The sequence below is a fragment of the Paraclostridium bifermentans genome (assembly GCF_964259345.1).
Taxonomy (GTDB): domain Bacteria; phylum Bacillota; class Clostridia; order Peptostreptococcales; family Peptostreptococcaceae; genus Paraclostridium; species Paraclostridium bifermentans_B.
This window is the reverse complement of record NZ_CAXVJR010000005.1, coordinates 309,014-335,386: the sequence shown is the minus strand read 5'-3', so window position 1 is coordinate 335,386 and position 26,373 is coordinate 309,014. Positions and strand designations below refer to the sequence as shown.

Annotated in this window: 27 protein-coding genes; 26 read left to right on the top strand and 1 reads right to left on the bottom strand. The window is 31.0% G+C overall.

Translation table 11 applies throughout. The annotated features are described in order from the left end of the window. The first annotated feature begins 157 nt into the window (after nt 1–157). From rsxC to mgsA, 17 genes are all read left to right on the top strand, one after another. A complete protein-coding gene (gene rsxC / locus ACEXNK_RS12190) occupies nt 158–1,495 on the top strand; it encodes an electron transport complex subunit RsxC (protein WP_373598813.1) in 1,338 nt (445 codons plus the stop codon). 21 nt (nt 1,496–1,516) lie between these two features. Further along, nucleotides 1,517–2,497 (top strand): RnfABCDGE type electron transport complex subunit D, encoded by a 981-nt coding sequence (locus ACEXNK_RS12185; protein ID WP_373598812.1) that lies wholly within the window; start codon nt 1,517–1,519, stop codon nt 2,495–2,497. Next, a complete protein-coding gene (locus tag ACEXNK_RS12180) occupies nt 2,498–3,523 on the top strand; it encodes an RnfABCDGE type electron transport complex subunit G (protein WP_373598811.1) in 1,026 nt (341 codons plus the stop codon). A 3-nt stretch (nt 3,524–3,526) separates the two neighbouring features. Beyond that, nucleotides 3,527–4,123 carry an electron transport complex subunit RsxE gene (gene rsxE, locus ACEXNK_RS12175; RefSeq protein WP_373598810.1) on the top strand — a complete coding sequence of 199 codons (597 nt, stop codon included), beginning with the start codon at nt 3,527–3,529 and terminating at the stop codon, nt 4,121–4,123. Nucleotides 4,124–4,134: 11 nt separating this feature from the next. Continuing rightward, nucleotides 4,135–4,710 carry an electron transport complex subunit RsxA gene (gene rsxA, locus ACEXNK_RS12170; protein WP_373598809.1) on the top strand — a complete coding sequence of 192 codons (576 nt, stop codon included), beginning with the start codon at nt 4,135–4,137 and terminating at the stop codon, nt 4,708–4,710. A gap of 52 nt (nt 4,711–4,762) precedes the next feature. Further along, the gene (locus ACEXNK_RS12165; protein ID WP_373598868.1) at nt 4,763–5,698 is read left to right on the top strand and encodes an RnfABCDGE type electron transport complex subunit B; all 936 of its coding nucleotides are present in this window, start codon (nt 4,763–4,765) and stop codon (nt 5,696–5,698) included. Between the two features lie 158 nt (nt 5,699–5,856). Continuing rightward, nucleotides 5,857–6,435 (top strand): Maf family protein, encoded by a 579-nt coding sequence (locus ACEXNK_RS12160; protein WP_373598808.1) that lies wholly within the window; start codon nt 5,857–5,859, stop codon nt 6,433–6,435. 50 nt (nt 6,436–6,485) lie between these two features. Next, nucleotides 6,486–7,145, top strand: a complete 660-nt coding sequence (gene radC / locus ACEXNK_RS12155) for a RadC family protein (RefSeq protein WP_373598867.1) — start codon at nt 6,486–6,488, stop codon at nt 7,143–7,145. A gap of 28 nt (nt 7,146–7,173) precedes the next feature. Next, a complete protein-coding gene (locus ACEXNK_RS12150) occupies nt 7,174–8,244 on the top strand; it encodes a rod shape-determining protein (protein WP_373598807.1) in 1,071 nt (356 codons plus the stop codon). An 18-nt stretch (nt 8,245–8,262) separates the two neighbouring features. Then, nucleotides 8,263–9,141 carry a rod shape-determining protein MreC gene (mreC, locus tag ACEXNK_RS12145; protein ID WP_373598806.1) on the top strand — a complete coding sequence of 293 codons (879 nt, stop codon included), beginning with the start codon at nt 8,263–8,265 and terminating at the stop codon, nt 9,139–9,141. A 14-nt stretch (nt 9,142–9,155) separates the two neighbouring features. After that, nucleotides 9,156–9,644, top strand: a complete 489-nt coding sequence (gene mreD / locus ACEXNK_RS12140; protein WP_373598805.1) for a rod shape-determining protein MreD — start codon at nt 9,156–9,158, stop codon at nt 9,642–9,644. Nucleotides 9,645–9,654: 10 nt separating this feature from the next. Next, nucleotides 9,655–12,648: a penicillin-binding transpeptidase domain-containing protein gene (locus ACEXNK_RS12135; RefSeq protein WP_373598804.1), complete on the top strand. Its 2,994-nt coding sequence runs from the start codon at nt 9,655–9,657 to the stop codon at nt 12,646–12,648. Between the two features lie 59 nt (nt 12,649–12,707). Then, nucleotides 12,708–13,388 (top strand): septum site-determining protein MinC, encoded by a 681-nt coding sequence (locus ACEXNK_RS12130; protein ID WP_373598803.1) that lies wholly within the window; start codon nt 12,708–12,710, stop codon nt 13,386–13,388. 22 nt (nt 13,389–13,410) lie between these two features. After that, complete coding sequence (gene minD / locus ACEXNK_RS12125; RefSeq protein ID WP_373598802.1) at nt 13,411–14,208, top strand: septum site-determining protein MinD; 798 nt, start codon at nt 13,411–13,413, stop codon at nt 14,206–14,208. A gap of 19 nt (nt 14,209–14,227) precedes the next feature. Next, complete coding sequence (gene minE, locus ACEXNK_RS12120; RefSeq protein ID WP_021125000.1) at nt 14,228–14,512, top strand: cell division topological specificity factor MinE; 285 nt, start codon at nt 14,228–14,230, stop codon at nt 14,510–14,512. Nucleotides 14,513–14,601: 89 nt separating this feature from the next. Then, nucleotides 14,602–15,720, top strand: a complete 1,119-nt coding sequence (rodA, locus tag ACEXNK_RS12115) for a rod shape-determining protein RodA (protein ID WP_373601605.1) — start codon at nt 14,602–14,604, stop codon at nt 15,718–15,720. 19 nt (nt 15,721–15,739) lie between these two features. Further along, a complete protein-coding gene (gene mgsA / locus ACEXNK_RS12110; protein WP_373598800.1) occupies nt 15,740–16,153 on the top strand; it encodes a methylglyoxal synthase in 414 nt (137 codons plus the stop codon). Nucleotides 16,154–16,199: 46 nt separating this feature from the next. On the opposite strand, the gene ACEXNK_RS12105 is transcribed toward mgsA, so the two are convergent. Continuing rightward, a complete protein-coding gene (locus ACEXNK_RS12105; protein ID WP_373598799.1) occupies nt 16,200–17,393 on the bottom strand; it encodes an FprA family A-type flavoprotein in 1,194 nt (397 codons plus the stop codon). A 273-nt stretch (nt 17,394–17,666) separates the two neighbouring features. Between ACEXNK_RS12105 and ACEXNK_RS12100 the strand changes: the two genes are divergently transcribed. The 9 genes from ACEXNK_RS12100 to ACEXNK_RS12060 all read left to right on the top strand — a co-directional run bounded on the left by ACEXNK_RS12100 (nt 17,667) and on the right by ACEXNK_RS12060 (nt 26,348). Then, a complete protein-coding gene (locus tag ACEXNK_RS12100; RefSeq protein WP_373598798.1) occupies nt 17,667–19,514 on the top strand; it encodes a TIGR03960 family B12-binding radical SAM protein in 1,848 nt (615 codons plus the stop codon). 2 nt (nt 19,515–19,516) lie between these two features. Next, on the top strand, nt 19,517–20,215 hold the full coding sequence (locus ACEXNK_RS12095) for a TIGR03936 family radical SAM-associated protein (protein ID WP_373598797.1): 699 nt from the start codon (nt 19,517–19,519) through the stop codon (nt 20,213–20,215). Nucleotides 20,216–20,423: 208 nt separating this feature from the next. After that, nucleotides 20,424–21,824 (top strand): Rne/Rng family ribonuclease, encoded by a 1,401-nt coding sequence (locus ACEXNK_RS12090; RefSeq protein ID WP_373598796.1) that lies wholly within the window; start codon nt 20,424–20,426, stop codon nt 21,822–21,824. A 118-nt stretch (nt 21,825–21,942) separates the two neighbouring features. Next, complete coding sequence (gene rplU, locus ACEXNK_RS12085; protein ID WP_373598795.1) at nt 21,943–22,254, top strand: 50S ribosomal protein L21; 312 nt, start codon at nt 21,943–21,945, stop codon at nt 22,252–22,254. 11 nt (nt 22,255–22,265) lie between these two features. Beyond that, complete coding sequence (locus tag ACEXNK_RS12080; protein ID WP_373598794.1) at nt 22,266–22,583, top strand: ribosomal-processing cysteine protease Prp; 318 nt, start codon at nt 22,266–22,268, stop codon at nt 22,581–22,583. Between the two features lie 14 nt (nt 22,584–22,597). Beyond that, nucleotides 22,598–22,882 carry a 50S ribosomal protein L27 gene (gene rpmA, locus ACEXNK_RS12075; RefSeq protein ID WP_021428632.1) on the top strand — a complete coding sequence of 95 codons (285 nt, stop codon included), beginning with the start codon at nt 22,598–22,600 and terminating at the stop codon, nt 22,880–22,882. Nucleotides 22,883–23,068: 186 nt separating this feature from the next. Next, the gene (gene obgE / locus ACEXNK_RS12070) at nt 23,069–24,346 is read left to right on the top strand and encodes a GTPase ObgE (RefSeq protein WP_373598793.1); all 1,278 of its coding nucleotides are present in this window, start codon (nt 23,069–23,071) and stop codon (nt 24,344–24,346) included. A 31-nt stretch (nt 24,347–24,377) separates the two neighbouring features. Then, a complete protein-coding gene (locus tag ACEXNK_RS12065) occupies nt 24,378–24,746 on the top strand; it encodes a YhbY family RNA-binding protein (RefSeq protein WP_373598792.1) in 369 nt (122 codons plus the stop codon). A 267-nt stretch (nt 24,747–25,013) separates the two neighbouring features. Continuing rightward, nucleotides 25,014–26,348: a CoA-disulfide reductase gene (locus tag ACEXNK_RS12060; RefSeq protein ID WP_373598791.1), complete on the top strand. Its 1,335-nt coding sequence runs from the start codon at nt 25,014–25,016 to the stop codon at nt 26,346–26,348. The last annotated feature ends 25 nt before the right edge of the window (nt 26,349–26,373 follow it).

Genomic DNA, 26,373 nt, shown 5'->3' with positions numbered 1-26,373 from the left:
TTTTTTATTTTTTAAATTGAGTGAAAAATAAGTCGTAAAAAGTTAGATTTTGTATTAAAATTAAGATATTTTTTTAACGATAGTTAATATTTTACTTTTATTATAGTATACTTATAAGTAGAAAAAAGTTTAAATTAAGTAATAAGGGGGTAAAAGCATGAAACTCTTAACTTTCAAAGGAGGTATACATCCTCCGTATAGAAAGGAGTATACAAATAGCAAGCCACTAGAAAAAGCTAGTGACCCTAAAATAGTATACATTTCTATGCAACAGCATATAGGTGCGCCAGCTAAACCTATAGTAGAAGTAGGAGATGAAGTGAAAGTTGGTCAAAAAATTGGAGAAATGCAAGGTTTTGTATCAGCAAATATTCATTCATCTGTATCTGGAAAGGTAATGGGAATAAAAGAACTTGAAGTGCCTGGAGGAGTAAGCACATGTGTAATTATAGAAAACGATTTCAATGACTCTGTGCATGAAAGTGTAAAACCAAAGGGATCTTTAGAAGAACTTACGAAAGAAGAAATAGTAGAATCTATTAAAGAGGCAGGTATAGTAGGTATGGGAGGGGCAACGTTCCCAACTCATGTAAAAATCTCACCTCCACCTGATAAAAAAATAGATTTCGTAATACTAAATGGAGCAGAGTGTGAGCCGTATCTAACTGCAGACCATAGGTTAATGATTGAAAATCCTGAAGATGTTGTATTTGGATTAAGAATACTTATGAAAGCTTTAAATGTAGATAAAGGATATATAGGTATAGAGGTAAACAAGCCAGATGCAATAGAAGCTATAACTAAAGTTGCTAAAGAGTATACTAATATAGAGGTTGTTGGTCTTGAAGTTAAATATCCTCAAGGTGCAGAAAAACAACTTATATATGCATGTACAAAAAGAGAGGTTCCATCAGGTGGTTTACCAATGGATGCGGGAGCAGTAGTTAATAACGTTGGAACAGCAGCTCAAATAGCTAAAACTATAAAAACTGGGATGCCTCTTGTAGAAAGAATAACAACTGTAACTGGAAATTGTATACAAGAACCAAAGAATCTTGTTACTAAAGTTGGAACATTATTTTCTGAAATAATAGAACAGTGTGGTGGATTCAAGCCAGATAAACAAATAGGTAAAGTTATAATGGGTGGACCTATGATGGGTATAGCTCAATATACTACAAATATACCTACAAATAAAGGTACATCAGGAATATTATGCTTGGATGAAGAAGAAGCTAAGACTCCAAAGCCTAAAAATTGTTTAAGATGTGGTAAATGTCTAGATGTCTGTCCTGCATTTTTACAACCTTTATACATAAGTGCATACAGTATAAATGGAGATTATGAAGCATCAGAAAAATTTAGAGCATTAGATTGTATAGAATGTGGATCATGTTCATTTATCTGTCCAGCGAGAAGACCTCTTCTTCAGTCAATCAGAGTAGCTAAAAAAGAAATAATTGCATTAAAAAGAAAGCAATCAACAAGTAAATAGGTAAAGTTAGGGGGAAATATGATGGATAATAAATTGATAGTGTCATCTTCTCCACATGTGAGAAGTAGTGAAGATACACCATACATAATGAAACAAGTAATAATAGCTTTACTACCTGCGGCATTAGCGGGAGTGTATTTTTTTAGACTAAGTGCTATAAATGTAATGTTTTGGTGTATATTAGGTTCAGTAGGATTTGAGTGGTTATATCAAAAGCTTACTAAACAAGAATCTACAATAGGTGATTTTTCAGCGGTTGTAACAGGATTATTAATCGCGTTTAACGTTCCCGCATCTCTTCCATGGTGGATGTGTTTAGCGGGTTCAGCATTTGCAATAATAGTTGTGAAAATGGTATTTGGTGGAATTGGTAATAACTTTGTAAACCCTGCATTAGCAGCTAGGGCATTCCTATTAGCATCATTCCCAGTTGCGATGACAGCTTGGACAAAGACAGGTGTAAATTGGGTTAGCTCAGGGAATATAGATGCTGTTACTACAGCAACACCATTATCTTTCTTAAAAGCAGGTCCTCAAGGAATCCAAAATTTAACTGATAGTGGAACAAGTTTATTCGATATGTTTACAGGTAATATAGGAGGTTGTATAGGTGAAACATCAGCTATATTACTTATATTAGGTGGATTATACTTAATGTACAAAGGTATAATAAATTATGTAATACCAGTATTTTATATAGGTACTGTAGCAATATTAATGTTCATACTAGGCGGGTTTAATTTTGAATTTGTTATGTATCAAATGGTAGCAGGAGGACTTATGTTAGGAGCATTCTTTATGCTAACTGACTACACGACATCTCCAATGACTAAAAAAGGTCAAATTATATACGCAATAACAGCTGGTGTTATAACTACAGTTATAAGACTATATGGAGGATACCCAGAAGGTGTATCTTACTCTATATTATTTGTAAATGTAATGACACCTCTTATAGATAAATACACAAGACCGAAAGTATTTGGGGAGGTGGCAAAGTAGATGAAAGATATGATCAGATTAGGTAGTATATTATTTTTAATATGTGCGGTTGCAGCACTTATGTTAAGTGTAACGAATAATATAACTGCACCAGTTATAGAGCAAAGAAATATTCAAGCAAATAATGAATCAAGACAAGCGGTTCTTCAAGCTGCAGAAGAATTTAAACAAGTTGAAAATGTAAAAGGCGACTTAATTGAAGAAGTTTACCAAGGTACAAAAGGTGGAGAAGCTGTTGGATATACTATAAAAACTACACCTAAAGGATATGGTGGTAAAGTTGAAGTTATGGTAGGTATATCTAATGATGGAGAAATTACTGGAGTTAAAATAGGTAATCACTCAGAAACTCCAGGACTTGGATCAAAAGCTTCTGAGCCAGCATTTAAAGATCAATTTAATGGAAAAAGTACAGAAAAACCTTTAACAGTTGTAAAGGGGAAAGCTAGTCAGGATAATGATATAGCAGCTATATCAGGAGCTACAATAACATCTAATGCAGTAACTTCAGGTGTTAATGCAGCTATGAATGTGTACAAAGAACAACTTGTAAATGGTGGAGAAAGTAAAGAAACTGCAGCGTTAGAAACTGACCCTATGGTAAAAATATTTGACAATGCAGAACTTAAAGAAATTAAAGACAAATCAGAAGGTATAGTTACGGCTGTATATGAAGCATATAATGGAAATGAAAAAGTAGGTTATATATTTGCAACAGAACCAGATGGTTATGATTCTAAAACAGAAGTTGTTGTAGGAATAACTCCTGATGGAACTATAAAAGGAGTAGAACTAGGGGAAAAAACTAGAGGAAATGAATATTTAGCAACTACATTTGATACAGGATTAAAGCATCAAATAGAAGGTAAAAAAGTAGACGAAATATCTTTAGTTCAAGAAAAGGCTAGCAAAGATAATGAAGTTCAAGCTGTTTCAGGTGCTACAATAACATCTAAATCAGTGGTTGAAGGAGTTAACTCTGCTATAAGCGTATTCAAAGAAATCAATAATGGAACGGGGGTATAGAATATGGGTTTAGGAAAAATAATTAAAAATGGATTAGTAGATGAAAACCCAACACTTGTTCAAGTAATAGGTATGTGTCCAACTCTAGCTGTAACGACATCAGCTATAAATGGATTAGGTATGGGACTTTCAACTACAGCAGTTTTAATATGTTCGAATGTTGTTATATCTATGATGAGAAAAGTTATACCATCTAAGATAAGAATACCGGCATTCATAGTAGTAATAGCAACGTTTGTTACTATGGTAGGTATGTTACTTAAAGCATATATTCCTGCACTTGATAAAGCGTTAGGTTTATTTATACCATTAATAGTTGTTAACTGTCTAATTCTAGCAAGAGCTGAAAGTTTTGCATCTAAGAACAAGCCAGTAGAAGCGGCAGTTGATGGAATTGGTATGGGACTTGGATTTGCATTATCTTTAACAGTATTAGGTGCTATAAGAGAAATATTAGGTAATGGAAGCTTATTTGGATTTGGCTTATTTGGAGCTTCTTTCCAATCTGCTTTACTATTCATATTACCTCCAGGAGCTTTCTTAACATTAGGATTTTTACTTGCAGGATTTAATAAATTAAAAGCTAAAAAGGCTAATTAGGAGGGATATATATGAATTTAATACTTTTATTTTTAAGTGTTGTATTAGTTAATAACGTTATAACATCTCAATTCTTAGGAATATGTCCATTCCTAGGGGTTTCTAAAAAAGTAGATACAGCAGTAGGTATGGGAGTTGCAGTTACATTTGTTTTAACTTTAGCTTCATTTATAACATATTTTGTTCAAAAGATATTAGAAATAACTAATAATGGATTTTTACAAACTATAGCATTTATATTAGTAATTGCATCTATAGTTCAATTTGTTGAAATGGTAATACAAAAGATGAGTCCATCTTTATATCAAGCATTAGGAGTATTCTTACCTCTTATAACTACAAACTGTGCAGTTTTAGGTATAGCTTTAGTTAATGTTCAAAACGGATACAATTTAGTTGAAACTATGGTAAATGGATTTGGAGCAGGAGTAGGATTCACTTTAGCGATAGTTTTATTTGCTGGTATAAGAGAAAGACTAGAACTAGCAGATATACCTGAAAGTTTCAAAGGATTTCCAATAACTTTAATATCAGCAAGTTTAATGTCTATAGCATTCTTAGGGTTTGCAGGACTTATTAAACTTTAAGGCGGGGGTGAAATAATTGTCTATAATTAATTCGATTTTAGTTTTAGGAGTAATGGGACTAATCTTTGGTGCTATATTAGCATATGCTTCTAAGAAATTTGCTGTAGAAGTAGACGAAAGAGTAGAGGCTATACTTGAAGTATTACCTGGTGCAAACTGTGGAGGATGTGGATACCCAGGTTGTGGAGGTTTAGCAAGTGCTATAGTAGAAGGAAAAGCTCCGGTAAATGGATGTCCTGTTGGAGGTAGTGAATGTGCTGCTAAAGTAGGCGAAATTATGGGAGTAGCTTCAGAAGTTGGAGAAAGAAGAGTAGCTAAAGTTATATGTAAAGGAAGCTGTTCTGTAGCTAAAGACAAATATACATATGAAGGAATGACAGACTGTAAAGCAGCAAGTGCTTTAAATGGAGGAGCTAAGTCTTGTAAATACGGATGTTTAGGACTTGGAACTTGTGTTAATGCATGTAAATTTGACGCTATAAAAATAGTGGATGGTGTAGCTGTAATAGATGAAGATAAATGTGTTCTTTGCGGAAAATGTATGGAAGTTTGTCCAAAAGGAGTAATACAAGAAAAACCAGTTAAGAATGAAGTAGTAGTAGAGTGTAATAGTAAAGATTTTGGTAAAAGTGTAAAAGATAATTGTAGCGTTGGATGTATAGGTTGTGGAATATGTGCGAAATCATGTCCATTTGGAGCTATAACAATAGAAGATAAATTAGCGAAAATTGATTATGATAAGTGTGTACAGTGTATGGTATGTGTAGCAAAATGTCCAACAAAAGCTATTAAAGGTGACTTAGAAAAACGAAGAAAAGTCAAGATAGAAGAAGATAAATGTGTAGGATGTACTATATGTAAAAAGCAATGTAAGTTTGATGCTATATCGGGAGAGTTAAAAGAGAAGCATAAAGTTGATGAAAATAAATGTGTAGGATGTCATGCATGCGTTGAAAAATGTCCTAAAAAAGCTATTAAAATTTTATAATGTGGACAATATAGAGATATGGAGTTTTTCCATATCTTCTTTATTTTGGAACAAAAATCGAAATTGTAACCATAGTGTAACAAAAACGTTCGACATTAACGTTGAATTTTTTACAATATAGTGATAAACTAATTAGGTATCAAAAAAGAGGTGAATTAATGAATATAATATTGGCATCAGGATCGCCTAGAAGACGTGAAATACTAGCGAACACTAGTGCGGAATTTTCAGTTGTGACTAGCGATGTAGATGAGAAAATATTTGATTATGAGGAGCCTACACAGCTAGTGTTAAGACTAGCATTTGAAAAGTGTATGGATGTTGCTGTAAATAACACTAAAGATGTAGTTATTGGAGCAGACACTATTGTTGTTTTGGACAATGAAATATTAGGAAAACCTAAAAGTGAAGATGAAGCTTTTGAGATGCTTAAAAAGCTGTCAAATAGAGAACATCAAGTTATAACAGGAATGAGCATAGTAAACTTAGAAAAAAATAAAAAGATAGTTGACTATGCTATAAGTAATGTTAAATTTAAAAACTTAACAGATAAAGATATAACAGATTACATAAGTACTAAAGAATGTTTAGATAAAGCAGGAGCATATGGAATCCAAGGCTATGGAGCTCTATTAGTAGAGGAGATAAGAGGAGATTACTTCAATATAGTAGGACTTCCAATATCTAAGTTAAGTGATATTCTTAAGGAGAACTTTAGTATCAATCTTTTTGTTTAAATCTAGGAGGGTTTAATTTTATGGAGTCATCTAGTTTAGGAGTAAAAGAGATGGCATTAGAAGAACGACCTAGAGAAAAGATGCTAACTAAAGGAGAAAAAAGCTTATCTAATGCTGAATTATTGGCAATCATTTTAAGGACAGGAACTAAAAAACAAAGTGTTTTAGAATTAGCAAATTATATAGTGAATAAAGAGAGTCAAGGGATAAGATGGTTAAATGACATAACTATAGAAGAGTTATGTAAAATAGATGGAATAGGTTTATCTAAAGCAACGCAAATAAAAGCAGCTTTAGAACTTGGAATAAGAATATCTAGTGCTAAACCTAATAAGTATAAAGTTACAAATCCATGGGATATATACAAGTATTATATGGAAAGCTTAAGATACTTAAATAAAGAAGTTTTTAAGACTATACTACTAAACACCAAAAATGAAATAATATGTGATTTAGAAGTGTCTATAGGAACTCTTAATATGTCCTTAGTTCACCCTAGAGAAGTATTTAGGGAAGCAATAAAAAGAAGTAGTAATAAAATTATTCTTATGCACAATCATCCATCTGGAAATGTAGAACCATCTAATGAAGATAAAAATGTAACGTCTAGATTAGTAAAATGTGGAGAATTGATAGGTATCGAAGTTATTGATCACATAATAATCGGTGATGGACTTTATTATAGTTTCAAGGAAAATATGAAAATTTGATTGATATATGTGAAAGGAGCTTTAAGTTATGGCGAAGAAAGAAAAGAAAGAGAAAAAAGGATTCAAAGGTTTATTTGGATTTAACAAAATGTCTAAGGACATGGGGATAGATTTAGGAACTGCAAATACATTAGTTTATATAAAAGGTCAAGGAATAGTAGTTAGAGAACCATCTGTTGTTGCAATAAGAGATGATAGCAAATCTGTTTTAGCAGTAGGTGAAGAAGCTAAGAAAATGATAGGTAGAACTCCTGGTAATATAGTTGCTATAAGACCTATGAAAGATGGAGTTATAGCTGACTTTGATGTAACTCAAGCAATGCTTAGCTACTTTATAAAAAAAGCAGCTTCAAACAAAGGTGTAGTTAGCCCAAGAATAGCTATATGTGTACCTTTTGGAGTAACAGAAGTAGAAAAGAGAGCTATAGAAGAAGCAGCTAGACAAGCTGGAGCAAGAGATGCTTATCTTATAGAAGAGCCAATGGCAGCTGCTATAGGTGCAAACCTTAGAGTTGAAGAGCCAGAAGGAAACATGGTAGTAGATATAGGTGGAGGTACTACAGAAATAGCTGTAATATCTTTAGGTGGTATAGTTACTGCTAAGTCTATAAGAATAGGTGGAGACGAGTTTGACGAGTCTATAGTAAGTTATGTAAAGAAAGAATACAACTTAATGATCGGGGAAAGAACTGCTGAAGATGTTAAGATACAAATAGGATCGACTTTCAAAGATGATAGTGAAGAAACTATGCAAATAAGAGGTAGAGATTTAATATCTGGACTTCCAAAAACTGAGCATATATCATCATCTCAAGTTAGAGAAGCTTTAAGAGAGCCTATAACATCTATAGTAGATGCAATAAAATCAACTTTAGAGAAAACTCCACCAGAATTATCATCAGATATAATGGAAAACGGAATAATGTTAACTGGAGGGGGAGCATTACTTAGAGGTCTTGATAAACTAGTAAAAGAACACACTGGAATGCCTGTTCACATAGCTGAAAATCCACTAGACTGTGTTGCTTTAGGTACTGGTAAATCAGTAGAAGACCAAGAAATATTTGAAAAAGTATTAATGATGAATACTAGAAGATAATATAAAGTTGGTGATAGGGTGAAACTAGGTAATAATAAAAAAGATAATAAAAAATATAATGTTAAAGTGATAGCAACTATAGGGGTTGCTATCACTTTAATTGGAATTGTAGGAATATCAATAGGCAGGTATTCAAAGGTTAAAAATGATAATAATGTAGTTTTAAATGTGGTATCTTCAATAGAAGGCAGCTTAAATGATGGATTTTCATTTATAAAAGATGGTGTTAGCAATGTATTCAAATATAGAGAAAATGCTAAAAAAGTAAAAGATTTAGAAAAAGAAAATGAACAATTAAAAAAAGAGGTTATTGAGTTAAAAGGTGATTTAGATAATACACAATCACTTAAAGATCTTAAAAAATCATTAAATTTTGTAGAAGAAGACTATAAAAAAAGTATGATAAGTACTAAGGTTGTAAGTAAAAACGATGGAAATTGGTATACTTCTTTTGTAATAGGAGCAGGAAAAGAAGATGGTGTAAAAAAAGATAGTATTGTAGTTAATGGGCAAGGACTTGTTGGATTAGTTTATGAAGTGTCTGACCATTATAGTAAGGTAATATCTTTATTAGATACTGAATCATCAGTTGGTTTCCAAATGTTAAAAGATAAAAAATATAAGGGTGTAATAGGTCAAGATACAAATACGGATGAAAACTATAAATCTAAAGGCTTACTAGAAGGATATATGTTTAGTACAGATTATGATGTATTACCAGGAGATGTTTTAGTTACATCAGGATTAGGTATATATCCAAAGTCAATACCTATAGGAGAAATAGAAAAAGTTGTCGATGATAAAAATAAAGGTTTAAAATATGTGGTTGTAAAACCGTATGTTAACTTTAAAGACATTGATGATGTTGTAGTTATAGAGCCAAGGAATATTAAATAAAAGGAGAACTACAAATGAAAAGAATAATACTATTTCTTATAGGTATTTTAGTGATCATATTAGAAGGAAGTATTACAAACCATATTGATATTTTAGGAGTAAGTATAAACTTCCTTTTAATATATATAACTATAATATCTTTGTATTTAGAGGATATAGAAGCCGGTATACTAGCTATATTATTAGGGTTTATTAAAGATATAGCGGTAGGCAGCGTATTTGGGGTTAATGGCTTAATATTAGGTGTAATAGCGTATGGAATAAGCAAACTAAAAGATAAAATATATAAAAATAGTTATATAACTATTTTTGCCCTAGTTTTTATAACTAGCTTGGTAGATTCTATAGTTAATATACTTCTTTTAGGTATGGTATACCAAACGTATGATATCGTAACTATTTTTATAAAAGGTATCTGCACAATACCACTTATTAATAGTATAGGAAGCTTAGTTTTTTACTTTATATTTAAGGGATCTATCCTTAAACTAAAAAAAGATTAGTGGTGATTAAATGGAAGAAAATAAAAAATATGATAGGTTAGATATAATTAAGTTTATAACGGTAGGAATGTTATGTATTATATTTGTAAAAATTGCATATATGACAACGTTTAAACATAATTACTACAATGAACTAGCAACTAATAAAACATATAAAGAAATACCTGTAAAAGCACCTAGAGGTGAAATAAAAGATAGGTATGGACGTACAATAGCTACTAATAGAAATTCATTTACAGTCCATGTATCAAAAGATGGAATAGAAAAAAAGGATGAGAATGGAAAATCACAAGCTAATGAAATATCTTTAGATTTAATAAAATTACTTGAAAAGAATAAGGAAGAGTACTTAGATGAATTTCCTATATATGTTGAAAATGGTAAGTACTTCTATACATTTGATAAAAAGATAAGAGATTATAAGCTTGAAAATGAAATTCCATTAGAGTTAAATGCGAAACAGAGTTTTTACTATATAGTGGATAAAGCAATAAGGGAAAAAAAGATAGATTCATCTGTTAAGGATTTAGAACCAGCAGAAATCCAAAAGAAGTTGAATTCAGCAGGGATATATCCACCTATATTAGTTTCAAATTGGAAATTTACGGAACAAAGAAACAAAGAAGACTGGTTGAAGTCTTATAAAATAGATAATATAAATACTAATGCACAACAAGCATTTAAAGATATTAGAAAGTATTATGAAATACCTAGTGATTTATCTAATACTGATGCTAGAAAAATAATGATAGTTAGAGATTTATTAAAATCTCAAGGTTATGTTCAATATAAGCCTGTAACTATAGCAAATGATGTAAAAGAAAACACAATATCACAAATTGAAGAAAAATCTATGAGTCTTCCAGGGGTATCTGTTGCTGTAGAGCCTGTTAGATATTATCCAGAGAAAAATCTTGCATCTCATACATTAGGAACTATGGGAAGAATAAATGACCAAGAACTAAAAGAAAAGCAAGAAAATGGTGATAGTAGATACTCAAAAAGTGATATGATTGGTAAAACAGGAATAGAGAAGTATTACGAAAATCAATTAAAAGGTGAAGATGGTTATAAACAGGTAGAAGTAGACTCTCGTGGTAGAGTAACTAAAGAAATTGCATCTAAAGATCCTGTATCAGGTGATACTGTATACCTAAGCATAGATAAAGATCTACAAAAAGTATCTGATGAAGCGTTAGCAGAAGCTATAAGAGTTGGTAGAAGTGGCGGAACTTTTACTAGTAAATATGGAAACTATACAGCTAAAGCAGCTCCAAAATTACAATCAGGAGCAACTATAGTTATAGATGTAAAAAACGGGGATGTATTAGCATCATCAAGTTATCCTGATTATGATCCAAACTTATTTGCAACAGGTATTTCATCAGAAGATTATAAAAAACTTCAACCTAAAAATCCAAATGATGTTTTAGCTCCAAACCCACTAAGCAACTTAGTAACAAATGGAGCATTCCAACCAGGTTCTACATTTAAAATGGTAACTGGTATGGCGGCACTAGAAAATGGAATGCCACCAGGATACTCTATAAATGATAGAGGTGTAATTTACTTAGGAAATAGACCATTTGCCGATTATGTATGGCATCACGGAAGAAGTAACCATGGATATACAAATCTATACAAAGCATTACAAGAATCTTGTAATATATACTTCTACACAATAGGTTCTGGTAAAAACTGGTATGGAGGAGAAGACCCACCAGGAGATATGGGACCTGAGAAAATACTAGAATATGCTAAGTTATTTGGATTAGATGAAAATACTGGATTAGATACAGAAATTGGTGAAAGAAAAGGTTCTGTTCCTAACTTAACAGATAAACTTAAGAGTACAGAAAGTTTATTAAGAGCTGAGTTAGATAGAGAAATGAGAGATGCTTTTACTGATATAACTAAAACAAAAAATCCAGAAGAATATAACAAGAGAATAAATGAAATTGTTAGTTGGACTAAAGAAAATCCATCTAGAACCGAAACTATAGAAAGACTTAAAAAACTTCATGTAAAAGAAGATAGAGTAGTTGAAATTGCTGATTTAGCTAAGTTTAGTTACTTTAACTTTGGTAGCTGGACTAATGCAGATACATTCAACTTAGCTATAGGACAAGGGGAAAATGCATATACACCAGCTCAAATAGCTAGATACGTTGCGGCTATAGCTAATGGAGGAAACTTAGTTGAAGCATCAGTTGTAGATAAAACTATATCTAGTGATTATAAAGATATAGACATAGATGAAAACAAGAAAGAGAAAATACCTTTTAAAGATGATAGTAATCTTGATGATTTAATTAAAGGTATGAAACTTGTTTCTAGCCAAGGTACAGCAGAGAAAGTATTAGGAAATTTCCCTATAAAAGTTGCTTCAAAAACAGGTACAGCAGAGAAAAGTGGTAAGATACCAACAGAAAATGAGTACCAATACTTATTAGATCATATGGGATCATATGGGGTATCTAAAGATGAGGCAGTTAAATTAGCGGAAAAGATGAAAAAAGAAGCTGATGAAAAAGCTAAAAAAGAGTTTGAAGAAGAGCAAAAGGCTAAAAAGAAAGAAAATGAAAGTCATGGATTATTTGGAAAGAAAGAAGAATCAAAGGATGAAAATGAAGCTGAATTTGTTCCAGATAATAGTGAAGCTACAAAAGCTAGATATTTAAGAAAAGCTATAAAGGAATTAAATCCTAAGATAAAAGATGAAGATATAGATAGATTTAAACAAGATTATGCATCTTTTGCATGGGCAGTTTCATTTGCTCCAGCAGATGATCCAGAAATAGCTGTTGTTACAGTACTACCACAAGGAGACTCAAGTAGTTTAGCAGTATTACCTATAAGAGAGATAATGGCTGAATACTTTGGGTTAAATGATAAACAACAAGATAAAGACAAAGATAAAGTTGAAAATTCAAATAAAGATGCGGAAGCTGTAAAAACAAAAGATGAAGAAGAAATGAATTTTGTATCACAAATAAAAAAATAAGAGGATTTAAAGTAATTTTGAAGAATATATAAAATGAGATATAGCTTTGGAGGTATAAGATGTCTTTTAAAGCAGCAGCTAATGAAGAACTTGTAGAGTTTAAAGGAAATAAAAGAGGCATAATTATAAATGTGAAAAAAAAAGTATCTTTTGAAGAAATAAAACAAGGTATAATAGATAAAATAGAAACCTCTGTAGGTTTTTTCAATGGAGCTAAAATTTGCGCTATAAATTACAATTACTTAAGTGACATACAATTACTTGAACTTAAAGAGGCAATAACTTCTAAGTTCGATATAGAATTTATAGAAGAAGAAATTCATACTCCATATAGAGTTTATGAGACTAAATATGTAAGTAATATGAGGTCTGGAGAGTATGTTGAATTTGAAGGTGATGTAATTGTTATGGGAGATATGAAACCAGGTTGTGAGGTTGTAGCAACAGGGAGTGTAGTTGTAATGGGAACTATAAGTGCAGGTGCTAAAATTATTTCACATGGTAATGTAGTTGTAATGGGTAAGGTTGAAGGTTTTATACATGCAGGAGCAAAAGGAAATAAAAATGCATATATAGTAGCTAATAATTTAAATCCAAAGGTATTGAAAATTGCTAACTATATAGCTGAAGCACCTGAAGAAGAATATGTTCAAAATGATGATATAAACCCAGAAATAGCATTTACAAGCAATGAAATGATTGTTATAGAAAATTATTTACCCAAAAAAATAAATAGATAGTTGAGTAGGAGGGGGTAGTACTATGAGTGAAGTTATAGTTATAACATCTGGTAAAGGTGGAGTTGGAAAAACTACGACTACAGCTAACCTAGGAACGGCTTTAAGTTTAGAAAATAAAAAAACTGTTGTAGTGGATGCTGATATAGGACTTAGAAATTTAGACGTTGTTATGGGTCTTGAAAATAGAATAGTATACGATATTGTTGATGTGGTAGAAGGAACTTGTAGATTAAAACAAGCTCTTATAAAAGATAAGAGATTTGATAATTTATACCTATTACCAGCAGCGCAAACTAGAGATAAAAATGCTTTATCTGTAGATCAAATGAAAGAATTATGCGATAAACTCAGAGAGTCATTTGATTATATAATAATTGACTGTCCAGCAGGAATTGAACAAGGATTTAAAAATGCTATAGCTGGAGCTGATAGAGCTGTAGTTGTAACTAACCCTGAAATATCTGCAGTTAGAGATGCAGATAGAATAATTGGATTATTAGAAGCAAATGAAGTTAAAGATATACGTTTAGTCATAAATAGAATAAGAAATGAAATGGTTAAACGTGGAGATATGATGGACAAACAAGATATAGTGGAAATTCTAGCTATTGATTTACTAGGTTTAGTTCCAGACGATGAAAGTATAATAGTTTCAACTAACAAAGGAGAACCTGCTATATTAGACGAAAAGTCTAATGCAGGTCAAGCATACAAAAATATTGCAAAGAGAATACTTGGAGAAGATGTTCCTATTATGCAAATAGAAACAGAAACTAATATACTTACAAAAATAAAAAAGATGTTTGGAATGGCTAAGTAATTGAAGGGGGATATATTTCATGTTAGATTTGTTTAAGATATTTTCTAATGAATCTAAAACTAGCAAGAATGTAGCTAAAGAAAGGCTGAAGTTAGTTTTAGTACATGATAGAATAGACTGTTCTCCACAACTTTTAGATCTAATTAAGTCAGATATACTAAAGGTTATTGCTAATTATGCTGAGATAGAAGAAGACGGGTTAGAAATAAAAATGGCGAAATCTAGAAGTGATGAAGAGGATGGTCCAGTATCAGCATTGGTTGCAAATATACCATTAAAGAATATAAAAGAACGAAGTAGATAAAAAAGGGGGAGGCATTTGCCAAGCCCCTTTTTGTCTTAATATAAATAATTCTACTTAGGAATGACCTTAATCAGAAAGATGGTGATGAAGTGTTTGATTATAAATCAAAAATTAAATTGATAAAAGAACTTGACTGGAAACTTATAATTATAGTTACTTGTATATTTGCTTTTGGGCTTGTTATATTAAGTAGTGCAACACATGCAACAACAACTGGAAGTTATAATCAGATAATGAAGCAAGGTATGGCATTTTTAATAGGTATGGGCCTTGTAGTTTTGATACTGTTGTTTGACTATAATTTCTTAGGTAAGTACTATAAAGCATTGTATATAGTTAGTATAATATTACTATTGTTAGTATGGATACCTGGTCTTGGGAAGGTAAATGCAGGAGCAAGATCGTGGCTTCACCTTGGACCATTAGATTTTCAGACGTCAGAGTTAGTTAAATTAACATTTATATTAAGTTATGCGAAGATAGTAGAAGAGAAAAAAGGTAAGTTAAATACTATAAAGGATTTAGTTCCTTTAGGTCTGTACGCAGCGCCTATAGTACTATTAATACTTATACAACCAGACTTAGGAACAACGATAGTATTTTGTTGTATAATAGCTGGGATGTTATATACTGCTGGGCTTAATAAAAAAATTATTAAAACAGCGCTTATAATAATAGTTGTAGCTACGCCTCTTATGTATATGATGATGGCTCCCCATCAAAGAGTTAGAATAGATGCATTCTTACATCCAGATAATCTTGAGTTACCTGGAAACTATCAAGTTATGCAGTCTAGAATTGCTATAGGATCAGGAGGAGTAACAGGTAAAGGATTATACCAAGGGACTCAAAACCAAAATGACTTCTTACCAGTTCAAGATAGTGACTTTATATTTGCTGTTGTTGGTGAGGAATTAGGATTAATAGGAATGTTTGTTTTAATGGTTCTATATGCATTCTTTTTAATAAGAATGATAAGTATAGCGAAAGAAGCGAAAGATTTTTATGGAACCTTAATTGTTGTAGGGGTTGTGAGTATGTTTGGATACCAGATTATTCAGAATATAGGAATGACAGTAGCTATGATACCGGTTACAGGAGTAACATTGCCTTTTGTTAGTTATGGAGCAAGTTCTTTTATGACATCTCTAGCTAACTTAGGATTAGTATTAAATGTAGGAATGAGAAGAAAGAAAATAAATTTCTAAAATATTAGGGGTGTGACTTATGAATATAGCATTAATAGCACATGATAAAATGAAAGATACTATGGTTGGATTTTGTATAGGATATGAATCTATTCTTAACAAATATGGATTATATGCTACGGGTACAACAGGAAAAAGAATAGAAAATGAAACAATGTTAACTGTGAATAGGTTAGCATCAGGGCCTCTTGGAGGAGATCAACAAATAGGTTCTTTAATAGTTTCTCAAGATATAGATTTAGTAATCTTCTTGAGAGATCCTATGACAGCACAAGCTCATGAACCTGATATACAGGCTTTAATAAGACTTTGTGATGTTTATCATGTTCCTATTGCTACTAACTTAGCATCTGCTGAGATATTTATAAAAGCATTAGACAGAGGGGAATTGTCTTGGAGAGAAGTTAGAAAGACTACAACTCAAAGAATATAATTTCAAATATAAAAAAGGCTATCTATTATAGATAGCCTTAATTTTTTTATTTAGCAGCTTCAGCGAACTTAACACCGAAATCAAAACATTCTTTTAATGTTTCATCACTTGGGAAGAATTTCTTCTTAAGTGTTTCAACTGGCATTTTGAATCCCATAGTTTTGATAAGTTGCTCAGCCATAGTGATACCTTCACCACTCCATCCGTAAGAACCGAATACTCCAGCTATTTGTCCTTGGTTAGCCATAGGATCTATTACAGAGAATGCATCCCACATAGGTTTAACCATAGTTCTGTTTATTGTTGGAGCACCAAATAGTATTCCTTTAGACATTACTATTACATCGTGTAGTTCTTGTAAATCAGTAGTTTCTAAGTCATACATTTTAGCATTAGTACCAGTAGATACTATACCTTCATATATTTTGTCAGCCATAACTTTAGTATTTGTATAAGCTGATAAGTAAAGTACTGCTATTTGATCTTGGTTAGTAGAGTTAACTGTTTCAGTTGACCATTCAACATATCTCTTAACTTGAGCCATAGGGTCTTTAGATAATATAGGACCATGAGAAGTTAATATAGTATCAAAATCTAATCCTAATTCAACAACCTTATTTACAGCTTTTAAAACATGCTTAGAGAATGGTTTAACTATACAGTCGAAGTAGTGTTTAGCTGATTTTAAGTAATCTTCACTATCAACTGCATCAGGGTCTACACTTGCAAAGTGGCATCCGAATGCATCACAAGTTAGTAAAGTTTTATCTTCTTCTATATAAGTAAACATTGTATCTGCCCAGTGTAAGAATGGTGCAGATATGAATTTTAAAGTTCTTTTACCTATGTTTAAAGTTTCACCGTCTTTTATAACATGACATTTAAAAGGTCTATTAACTTGTTCAGCTAAATACATTTTAGCAGCATTAGTACATATAACCTCTACATCTGGGTTTATATCAAGTATATACTTTAAACTTCCAGCATGATCTGGTTCTGTGTGGTGAACAACAACATAATCTAATTCTTTTATGTTTGTTATTTTTGATAGTTTTTCAATAAATTCATCTTTAAAGTTTGGTTTAACAGTATCAAATAATACTTTCTTTTCATCGTCGATAAAGTAAGCATTATAAGTTGTACCAAATTCAGTTTCCATTATGATGTCAAAGATTTCTAAATCTTTATCTATGACACCAGTCCAATAAATATCTTTTTTTACTTCAAAAGCCTCTTTCATAAGAAAATCCTCCTAGAACGTAATAATAAAAATACGTAATTATATATAAAAATATACCCACTAATAAAACTTTAAAACATTCTGTATACAAAAAACTTTAAAAATTCCATAAATTATGGATTATATTTATATATTAACAAAAAATGATTGTGTTTGGTATATAATAATTGACAAATTGCAAATATTATAAGTAATATATTTTGATACATCTTAGTATATCGTGTATAATAATATTTATGTTTATAGAATGAAATAAACTTACGGAGGATTTTTATGAATAAAAAAGTAGACTTAAAAAGGATTCTAAAAAAGGTTGAAAAACCTGCTAGATATTTAGGTAGTGAAATAAACTCAATACATAAAGACACATCTAATGAAAACTTAATAAGATATGCTCATTGTTTCCCTGACTTATATGAGGTAGGAATGAGTCACTTAGGTAGTCATATATTATATGATGTTATAAATAGAGATGAAGACGTATTTTGTGAAAGAGTATATGCCCCAAATATAGATATGGAAGAAAAAATGCGCGAAAATAATATTCCATTATTTGCACTAGAGTCAAGAGAAGCTATAACTAATTTTGACTTTTTAGCTTTCACACTTCAATATGAATTATCTTACACTAACATATTAAATATGTTAGATTTAGCTAAAGTAGAAATACTAGTTAAAGACCGAGATATAAACTCTCCATTTATATTAGTTGGAGGTCCATGTGCTTACAATCCAGAACCTATGGCAGATTTCGTTGATATAGTTGTTTTAGGTGAAGGAGAAGAAGTAAACTTAGAGATATTAAATAAATATAAAGAGTGGAAGAAAAATAAAACTACTAGAGATGATTTCTTATTAGAAATAGCTAATATAGAAGGTGTTTACATACCTAAGTTTTATGATGTAGATTACAATGAAGATGGGACTATAAAAGAAGTTAAACCTAATAGAGAGGGAGTACCAGCTAATCCACATAAGAGAATAATAAAGAATATGGATGAAGTTCCTTATCCTGAAAAATTAATAGTTCCATTTATAGATACTGTTCACGATAGAATAGTTTTAGAATTATTTAGAGGATGTACAAGAGGATGTAGATTCTGTCAAGCTGGTATGATATACAGACCTATAAGAGAAAAGAGCTTAGGTAGATTAAAAGAATTACTTGAGAAATTAGTAAAGAGTACAGGATATGATGAAATATCTTTATCTTCACTAAGTACAAGTGATTATAGTGAATTAGCAGATCTTACTGATTACTTAGTAAATGAGTATGCATCTAAGAATATAGGTATATCTCTACCATCACTTAGACTTGATAACTTCTCTATGGAAATAGCAGAAAAAATACAACAAGTTAGAAAATCTGGTCTTACATTTGCTCCAGAAGCTGGAACTCAAAGACTTAGAGATGTTATAAATAAAGGTGTAACAGAAGAAGACTTAGAAAATGCTACTAGAAAAGCATTTGAAATGGGATGGAATAGTGTTAAGTTATACTTCATGATAGGTCTTCCAACAGAAACTTATGATGATTTAGATGGAATAGCTAACCTTGCATATAAGGTTATAGATATATACAGAGATGTTAATGGTGGAAAGTTAAGAAGAGCATTTGGTGTAACTGTAAGTACATCAACTTTCGTACCTAAACCATTTACACCATTCCAATGGCATGGACAAGATACTACTGAACAAGTAAGAGAAAAGCAAAGACATATGGTTAAAAAGCTTAAAAATGGTAATATAAAATACAATTACCATGACTCTAAAACTAGTTTAATGGAAGCTGTTGTGTCTAGAGGAGACAGAAGAATAGGAAAAGTTATATACGATGCATTCAAAAACGGAGCTAAGTTTGATGGATGGGCAGAACACTTTAAGCTAGAAATATGGGAAGAAGCTATGAAAAACAATGGTTTAGAAATAGCATTCTATGCAAATAGAGAAAGAGAATACGAAGAAGTATTCCCATGGGATCATATAGATGTTGGTGTTAGCAAGAAGTTCTTAATAAGAGAAAATGAAAAGTCAAAGCAAGATGCAGTAACTGTTGACTGTAGACATAAATGTAATGGTTGTGGAATAAATGCACACGTTATAGGAAAGGGGATGTGCTAATTATGAGTAAAATAATAAGATGTAAGTTTAAAAAAGAAAATGATATGATATACATATCACATCTTGATTTACAAAGATTATTACAAAGAGCTTTTAGAAGAGCTGAAATACAATTATCATATTCTCAAGGATTTAATCCACATCCTAAGATGAGTTATGGTCATGCCCTAGCTTTAGGAACAGAAAGTCAAGGAGAATATTTAGACGTTGAAATAGAAGATGATTTAACTGCACAAGAATTTTTAAATAAAATAAATTCAACTATGCCAGCAGGGATAGAGTTTATACAAGCTATGGAGATAACAAAAGAAGTTCCTTCTTTAGCATCTACTATAGAATATGGTGAGTATATGTTCACTATAGAGGTAGAAAAAGAGTTATCTAAAGAATTTGTAAAAACTAAAGTAGCAGATTTAATGAACAAAGAAGAAATAATAATAACAAAGAAGAATAAAAAAGGTAAGACTGTTGAAGTTGATATAAGACCTATGATAAAGAACTTCGATGTTATAGATGTAGAAAATAATGTTATAACTTTAGAATCTACTATGGCAACAGGATCTAAGGCTAACCTAAATACTAATATATTTATACCTAAGATGTTAGAAATATTTGAGTTAGATATGGATCCATTAGATGTTGATATATTAAGAAGAGAATTATATATAGTTAAAGATGGAGAATTAGTAACTCCAATGTAGGGAAGAGGTGGATGTCCACCTCTTTTCTGGTATAGTGGGGCTGGAACTTGGTATATCTGTTTACTTCACACGACGTACTGCGTAGGTAAAGTGTTACGTCAACAGATATATCAAGCTCCAGCTAGTTAATACCTATAAAAGATTTGAACATTTTATGGAGAAAGATAAGAAAAGATAACAAAAGAGAAAGAGAAGAGGAAGTGGAAGTTTGAAAAGTATTGTTGTTGAGTCTTTGGTTACTTCACAGAAGGTAGCTGTTTTAGAGGATGGTAAGCTTAGTGAGCTTTTAATTGAGGATAGTGTGAATAATAAGACTGTTTCTAATGTGTATAGAGGTGTTGTTAAGAAGGCTTTAAAGGGTATTGAAGCTTATTTTGTTGATATTGGGACAGATAAACTTGGGTATCTTAGTATGAAAAATAATGAAGATATTAAGTGTGGAAATGATGTTTTAGTTCAAGTTAATAAAGAGGCTATTGGTACTAAGGGGGCTAAGCTTAGTACGGAGATAAGTTTTGCAGGGAGATATTTGGTTTATATTCCGTCAAATGATAGACTTACTATTTCTAATAAAATTACTTCAGAAAAAGAAAGATTTAGAATAAAAAAAATTGTCCAAGGTGTAGATAGGGAGTTTACTGGAATTATAAGGACTGAAGCAATAGGTTGCACAAAGGAAGAAATAGAAAAAGATGTGATTGAGCTAAAAGAAAAGTATGAAGAGGTACTAAAAGAGTTTAAATTAGGAATTGGGCCTAAGGTTTTATATAAAGATTTAGATTTTGCTTCTAAGTATATTAAAGATAAAGTAAATGATGAAGTTGATAAAATTATAGTAAATAATACGGAAAAATATGATGATTTTAAAAAGATACTAATGAATATAAGTAAGGATTATAAAGATAAATTAGTTTTAGAAAATAATAAAGATATTTTTGATTTATATTCTGTTCAAAGTCAGATAGATAAATGTTTAAGTAGAAAAGTATGGTTAAAAAGTGGAGGATATTTAATAATAGATAAAACTGAAGCTCTTACTGTTATTGATGTTAATACTGGTAAGTATACTGGAAATTCTAAGTTAGAAGAAACAGTTTATAAAACAAATCTAGAAGCAGCGACTGAAATAGCCAAACTTTTAAGAATAAGAGATATGGCAGGAATAATAATTGTAGACTTTATAGATATGCAAAAGAAAGAGTATAAGAATAATTTACTAGAATTATTAAATAAAGAAATACTTAAAGATAAAAGAAAAGTTAATGTAATGGGAATGACTAAGTTAGGATTAGTAGAGATTGCTAGAAGAAGAGAAAAAGATTCTATAGATAGTTATTACTTACAAGATTGCTATTCTTGTAGTAGAGGCGAAAGTGTAAAGTCTATAAATAGGATAATCGATGAAATAGAAAAAGAGATAATGAGAGTTAAAGAACACACTTCATATAAAGAAGTTTTAATAGAGTTAAATGACAAAGTGGTAGAGGATATAGATAGAAATTATAAGTCAAAAATAGAGGCAATTAGTTGTAAATATAAGGTAAAAATAGACCTAAGACAAAAAACAGAAATAGAGCATGAAAAAATGAATATTATTTTTAATAGTTAGTTGACATGCAGTATAAATTATAGTATTATTTATAAATGTAGTGCCGCTCAATAAAGGTTTTGGAAATCTCCTAGGAGTACCTTGTATTGGCGAGTTTGAGACCGAGGAGGTGTATTTAATGTACGCTATAGTTAAAACTGGAGGAAAGCAATATAAAGTTGCTGAAGGTGATGTAATCTTCGTAGAGAAGTTAGAAGCTAACGAAGGTGATGTTGTTACTTTAAACGAAGTATTAGCTTGTTCTAAAGATGGAAACTTAGTAGTAGGAGCTCCTACTGTTGAAGGTGCATCTGTAACTGCTAAAGTTGCTGAGCAAGGTAAAGCTAAGAAAGTTGTAGTTTTCAAGTATAAAGCTAAGAAAGACTACAGAAGAAAGAACGGACATCGTCAAGCTTACACTAAGTTAGTAGTTGAAAAAATAAACGCTTAATTGTAATTACCATGATAAAAGTTAAATATTATCAAAACGACGATTTTATGCTTAAAGGTTTTTGTCTTAAGGGACATGCTGATTATGCAGAACTAGGTTCTGATATTGTATGTGCAGCTGTTACATCCAATGCTTTATCGGTTATAAATTCTTTAAGTGTATTACAGAAAGTTGAATTTGAAAAAGTAATAGGCCAAGAAGGTCATATTGAATGTATTGTTAAAGATAAATATCTTGATGACGCTCAATTATTATTACAACACTTTCAATTATCTATTAATGAGATTAAACGGGAATACCCAAAAAATATAAAAATTCTAAAAAAGTAGGAGGTGACTCCAGAATGTTAAAAATGAACTTACAATTACTTGCATCTAAGAAAGGGGTAGGATCTTCTAAGAACGGTAGAGATTCTGTTTCTAAAAGATTAGGTGTTAAGAGATTCGACGGACAAGTTGTAACTGCTGGAAGTATAATAGTTAGACAAAGAGGAACTAAAATACATCCAGGAACTAACGTTGGAAAAGGTGGAGATGACACTTTATTCGCATTAGTTGACGGTGCTGTTAAATTCGAAAGAAAAGACAAGAAAAGAAAAAAAGTAAGTGTTTACCCAGTTGCTGAGTAATACACACTAAAAGGAGTGTTCATACACTCCTTTTTTAAATATAAGAATTAATAAAACCTAATATTAAATATATAAATTTATATAGTTAATATTGGGTTTTAATTTAAAATACAGTTTGAATTAGAATTTATATTATAGATTATGGCAAATATAAAGAAAAAAGCTTTAAAAAGAAGGTGAATAATTATGTTTATAGATAAGGCTAGAATATTTGTTAAAGCTGGAAACGGTGGAAACGGAGCAGTATCTTTTAGAAAAGAAAAATATGTTCCAGCTGGAGGACCAGACGGTGGAGACGGTGCTCGAGGAGGAAGTATAATATTTAAAGTTGATTCAGGTTTAAGAACTTTAATGGACTTTAAATATCAAACTAAGTATTCTGCACCAGCTGGTGGAGACGGAACTAAGAAAAGACAAGCAGGTAAAAACGGAGAAAACTTAGTTTTATCAGTACCTCCAGGTACAATAATAAGAGATGAAGCTAGTGGATTAATAATAGCTGACTTAAAAGAAGATGGAGATGAAGCTGTAGTTGCAAAAGGTGGAAGAGGTGGAAGAGGAAACCAAAACTTCGCCAATGCAGTAAGACAAGCTCCAGCATTTGCTCAATCAGGAACTGATGGAGAAGAGAAATGGATAACTTTAGAGTTAAAAATGATAGCTGATGTTGGATTATTAGGATTCCCTAACGTTGGTAAATCAACATTCTTATCAGTTGTAACTAAGGCTAAACCAAAGATAGCAAACTATCACTTCACAACTTTAACGCCAAACTTAGGTGTTGTTCAAACGAAGTTTGGAGATAGTTTTGTACTTGCAGATATACCAGGACTTATAGAAGGTGCTGCTGAAGGTATAGGTTTAGGTCATGATTTCTTAAGACACGTTGAGAGAACTAAGGTATTAATACATATAGTTGATATATCAGGTGTAGAAGGTAGAGATGCTTTAGAAGATTTCGATAAAATAAATGATGAGTTAAAATTATACAATGAAAAGTTATCAACTAGACCACAAGTTGTTGTTGCTAACAAAATAGATATAATGGAAGACGAAAGTAACTTCGAAAACTTTAAGAATGAATTAGAGTCAAGAGGATACAAAGTATTCAAGATGTCTGCTGCTACTAGACAAGGTATAGATGATGTTATAGCTTATGTTTCTCAATTATTAAAAGAAACTGAAGATATAGAGTTAGTATCAGAAGAAGAAATGTATAGACCTGAATTAGTAGAAGAAACAGAAGATGGATTAGAGGTAGAAATAGAAAATGGAGTATATGTTGTTACTGGTAAAGCATTAAGAAGAATAATGTACTCTGTTAACTTTGAAGATATGGAATCTGTTCAGTTCTTCCAAAAATCTATGGAGTCTCACGGTGTATTTGATAAACTAAGAGAGATGGGTATAGAAGACGGAGATACTGTTAAGATATACGACATAGAATTTGAATTCTATAACTAAGATTAAATTAAGACGTAAAGAGGTGCAATGAATGTTAAAAGGAAAGCAAAGAGCTTATTTAAGATCGATCGCTAACACTTTAAAGCCTATAACTCAAATAGGTAAAGAAGGAGTTACTGAAAGTTTCTTAGAGCAATTAGATGATATGTTAAAAGCTAGAGAAATAGTTAAGGTTTCTATATTAGAAAATGCAGGATTAGATGCGAAAGAAACTGCAAATGCTATATGTGAAGCATTAAGAGCAGAGTTTGTTCAAGCAATAGGATTTAAGTTTACTATATACAAGAAAAACATGGAAAATCCTAAGATAGTATTCCCAGGACATGAGCAAGCTAAAGCTAAAACTGTAAATGATAAGATAACTAAAAAAGGAAAGCCGACTAAAAGATCTGCTAGATAGTTTAGATAAAAAGCATTGTAAATATTTTATTTACAATGCTTTTTTTTATTTAAGAAAATTATTTTTATACTTAAAAAAATTACGTCAAACTAATTATTAAATATTTATTTAAAAGTTATTTGAAAATTACAAATAAAGTAGAAAAAGATTTTAAATTATGTTAAGATATTGTCAGTAATGGGTAAATTATATAATAAAATAGGAATAATATTAACCTTATAACAAAACAAATAAAAAAGACAAAGTATTTTTAAGAGGAGAAAAGACATGAGAGTTGTAATAATTGGTGGAGTAGCAGCTGGAATGAGTGCAGCGGCTAAATTAAAAAGACTTAAACCAGAATACGAAGTTGTGGTTTATGAAAAAACAGATGTAGTATCATTTGGAGCTTGTGGGCTTCCATATTTTGTTGGAGGATTCTTTGATGATCCTAACAATATGATAGCGAGAGCACCAGAGAAGTTTATAGAAAGTGGAATAGATTTAAAGATATTCCATGAAGTTGTAGGTGTTGATGTAGATAATAAAAAGTTAACTGTTAAGAATGTATCTACAAATCAAGAATTTGTAGATTCTTATGATAAATTAATGATAGCAACAGGGGCTAGTAGTATAATACCTCCTATAAAAAATGTAAAACTTGAAAATGTATCTACATTAAAGAACTTAGAAGACGGAGTAAGAGTAAAAGAATTAATGAACAAAGATGATATAAAGAAAGTAGCTATAATAGGTGCTGGATTTATCGGTCTTGAAGCTGTGGAAGCTGCTAAAAAATTAGGTAAAGAAGTAGTAGTTTTTCAATTAGAAGATAGAGTATTACCTCAAGTATTTGATAAAGAGATAACTGATATATTAGAAGAAGAGATAAAAAATCATGATGTTGATTTAAGATTAGAAGAGATAGTGAGTGAATTAGTTGGTGAAACTAAGGTAGAGAAAGTTATAACTAATAAAGGTGAATATGATGCTGACTTAGTTATAATAGCTACTGGAGTTAGACCAAATACAACATTCCTAAAAGATAGTGGTATGAATATGCTACCAAACGGAGCTATAGTAGTTGATGAGTTTGGAAAAACTTCAATAGAAGATATATATGCTGCTGGAGATTGTGCTACTATACAAAATATAGTAACAGGACAAGATTCATATGTACCATTAGCTACAGGAGCTAATAAATTAGGAAGAATAGTTGGAGAAAACTTAGCTGGAGCTAATAATTCATTCCAAGGATCATTAGGATCAAGTTGTATAAAAATAATGGATATGGAAGCTGCATCAACTGGACTTACAGAAACACAGGCAGCTAAGTTAGGTATAGAGGTTAAAGCTAAGTTTATATCTGATTTTAACCAAACTAATTATTATCCAGGAAGAAATAAGATGTATGTTAAACTTGTTTATGATGTAAATACTAAGGTTATATTAGGTGGACAAGTTGCAGGGTTTAAGGATGCTGTACAAAGAGCTAATGTAATAGCTGCTTGTGTATTTGGTAAGTTAACAACTAGCCAATTAGGTATGTTAGACTTATGTTATGCACCACCGTTTGCTAGAACTTGGGACATATTAAACGTTGCAGGAAACGTATCTAAATAATAATATTGAAAAGGTTCAAATATTT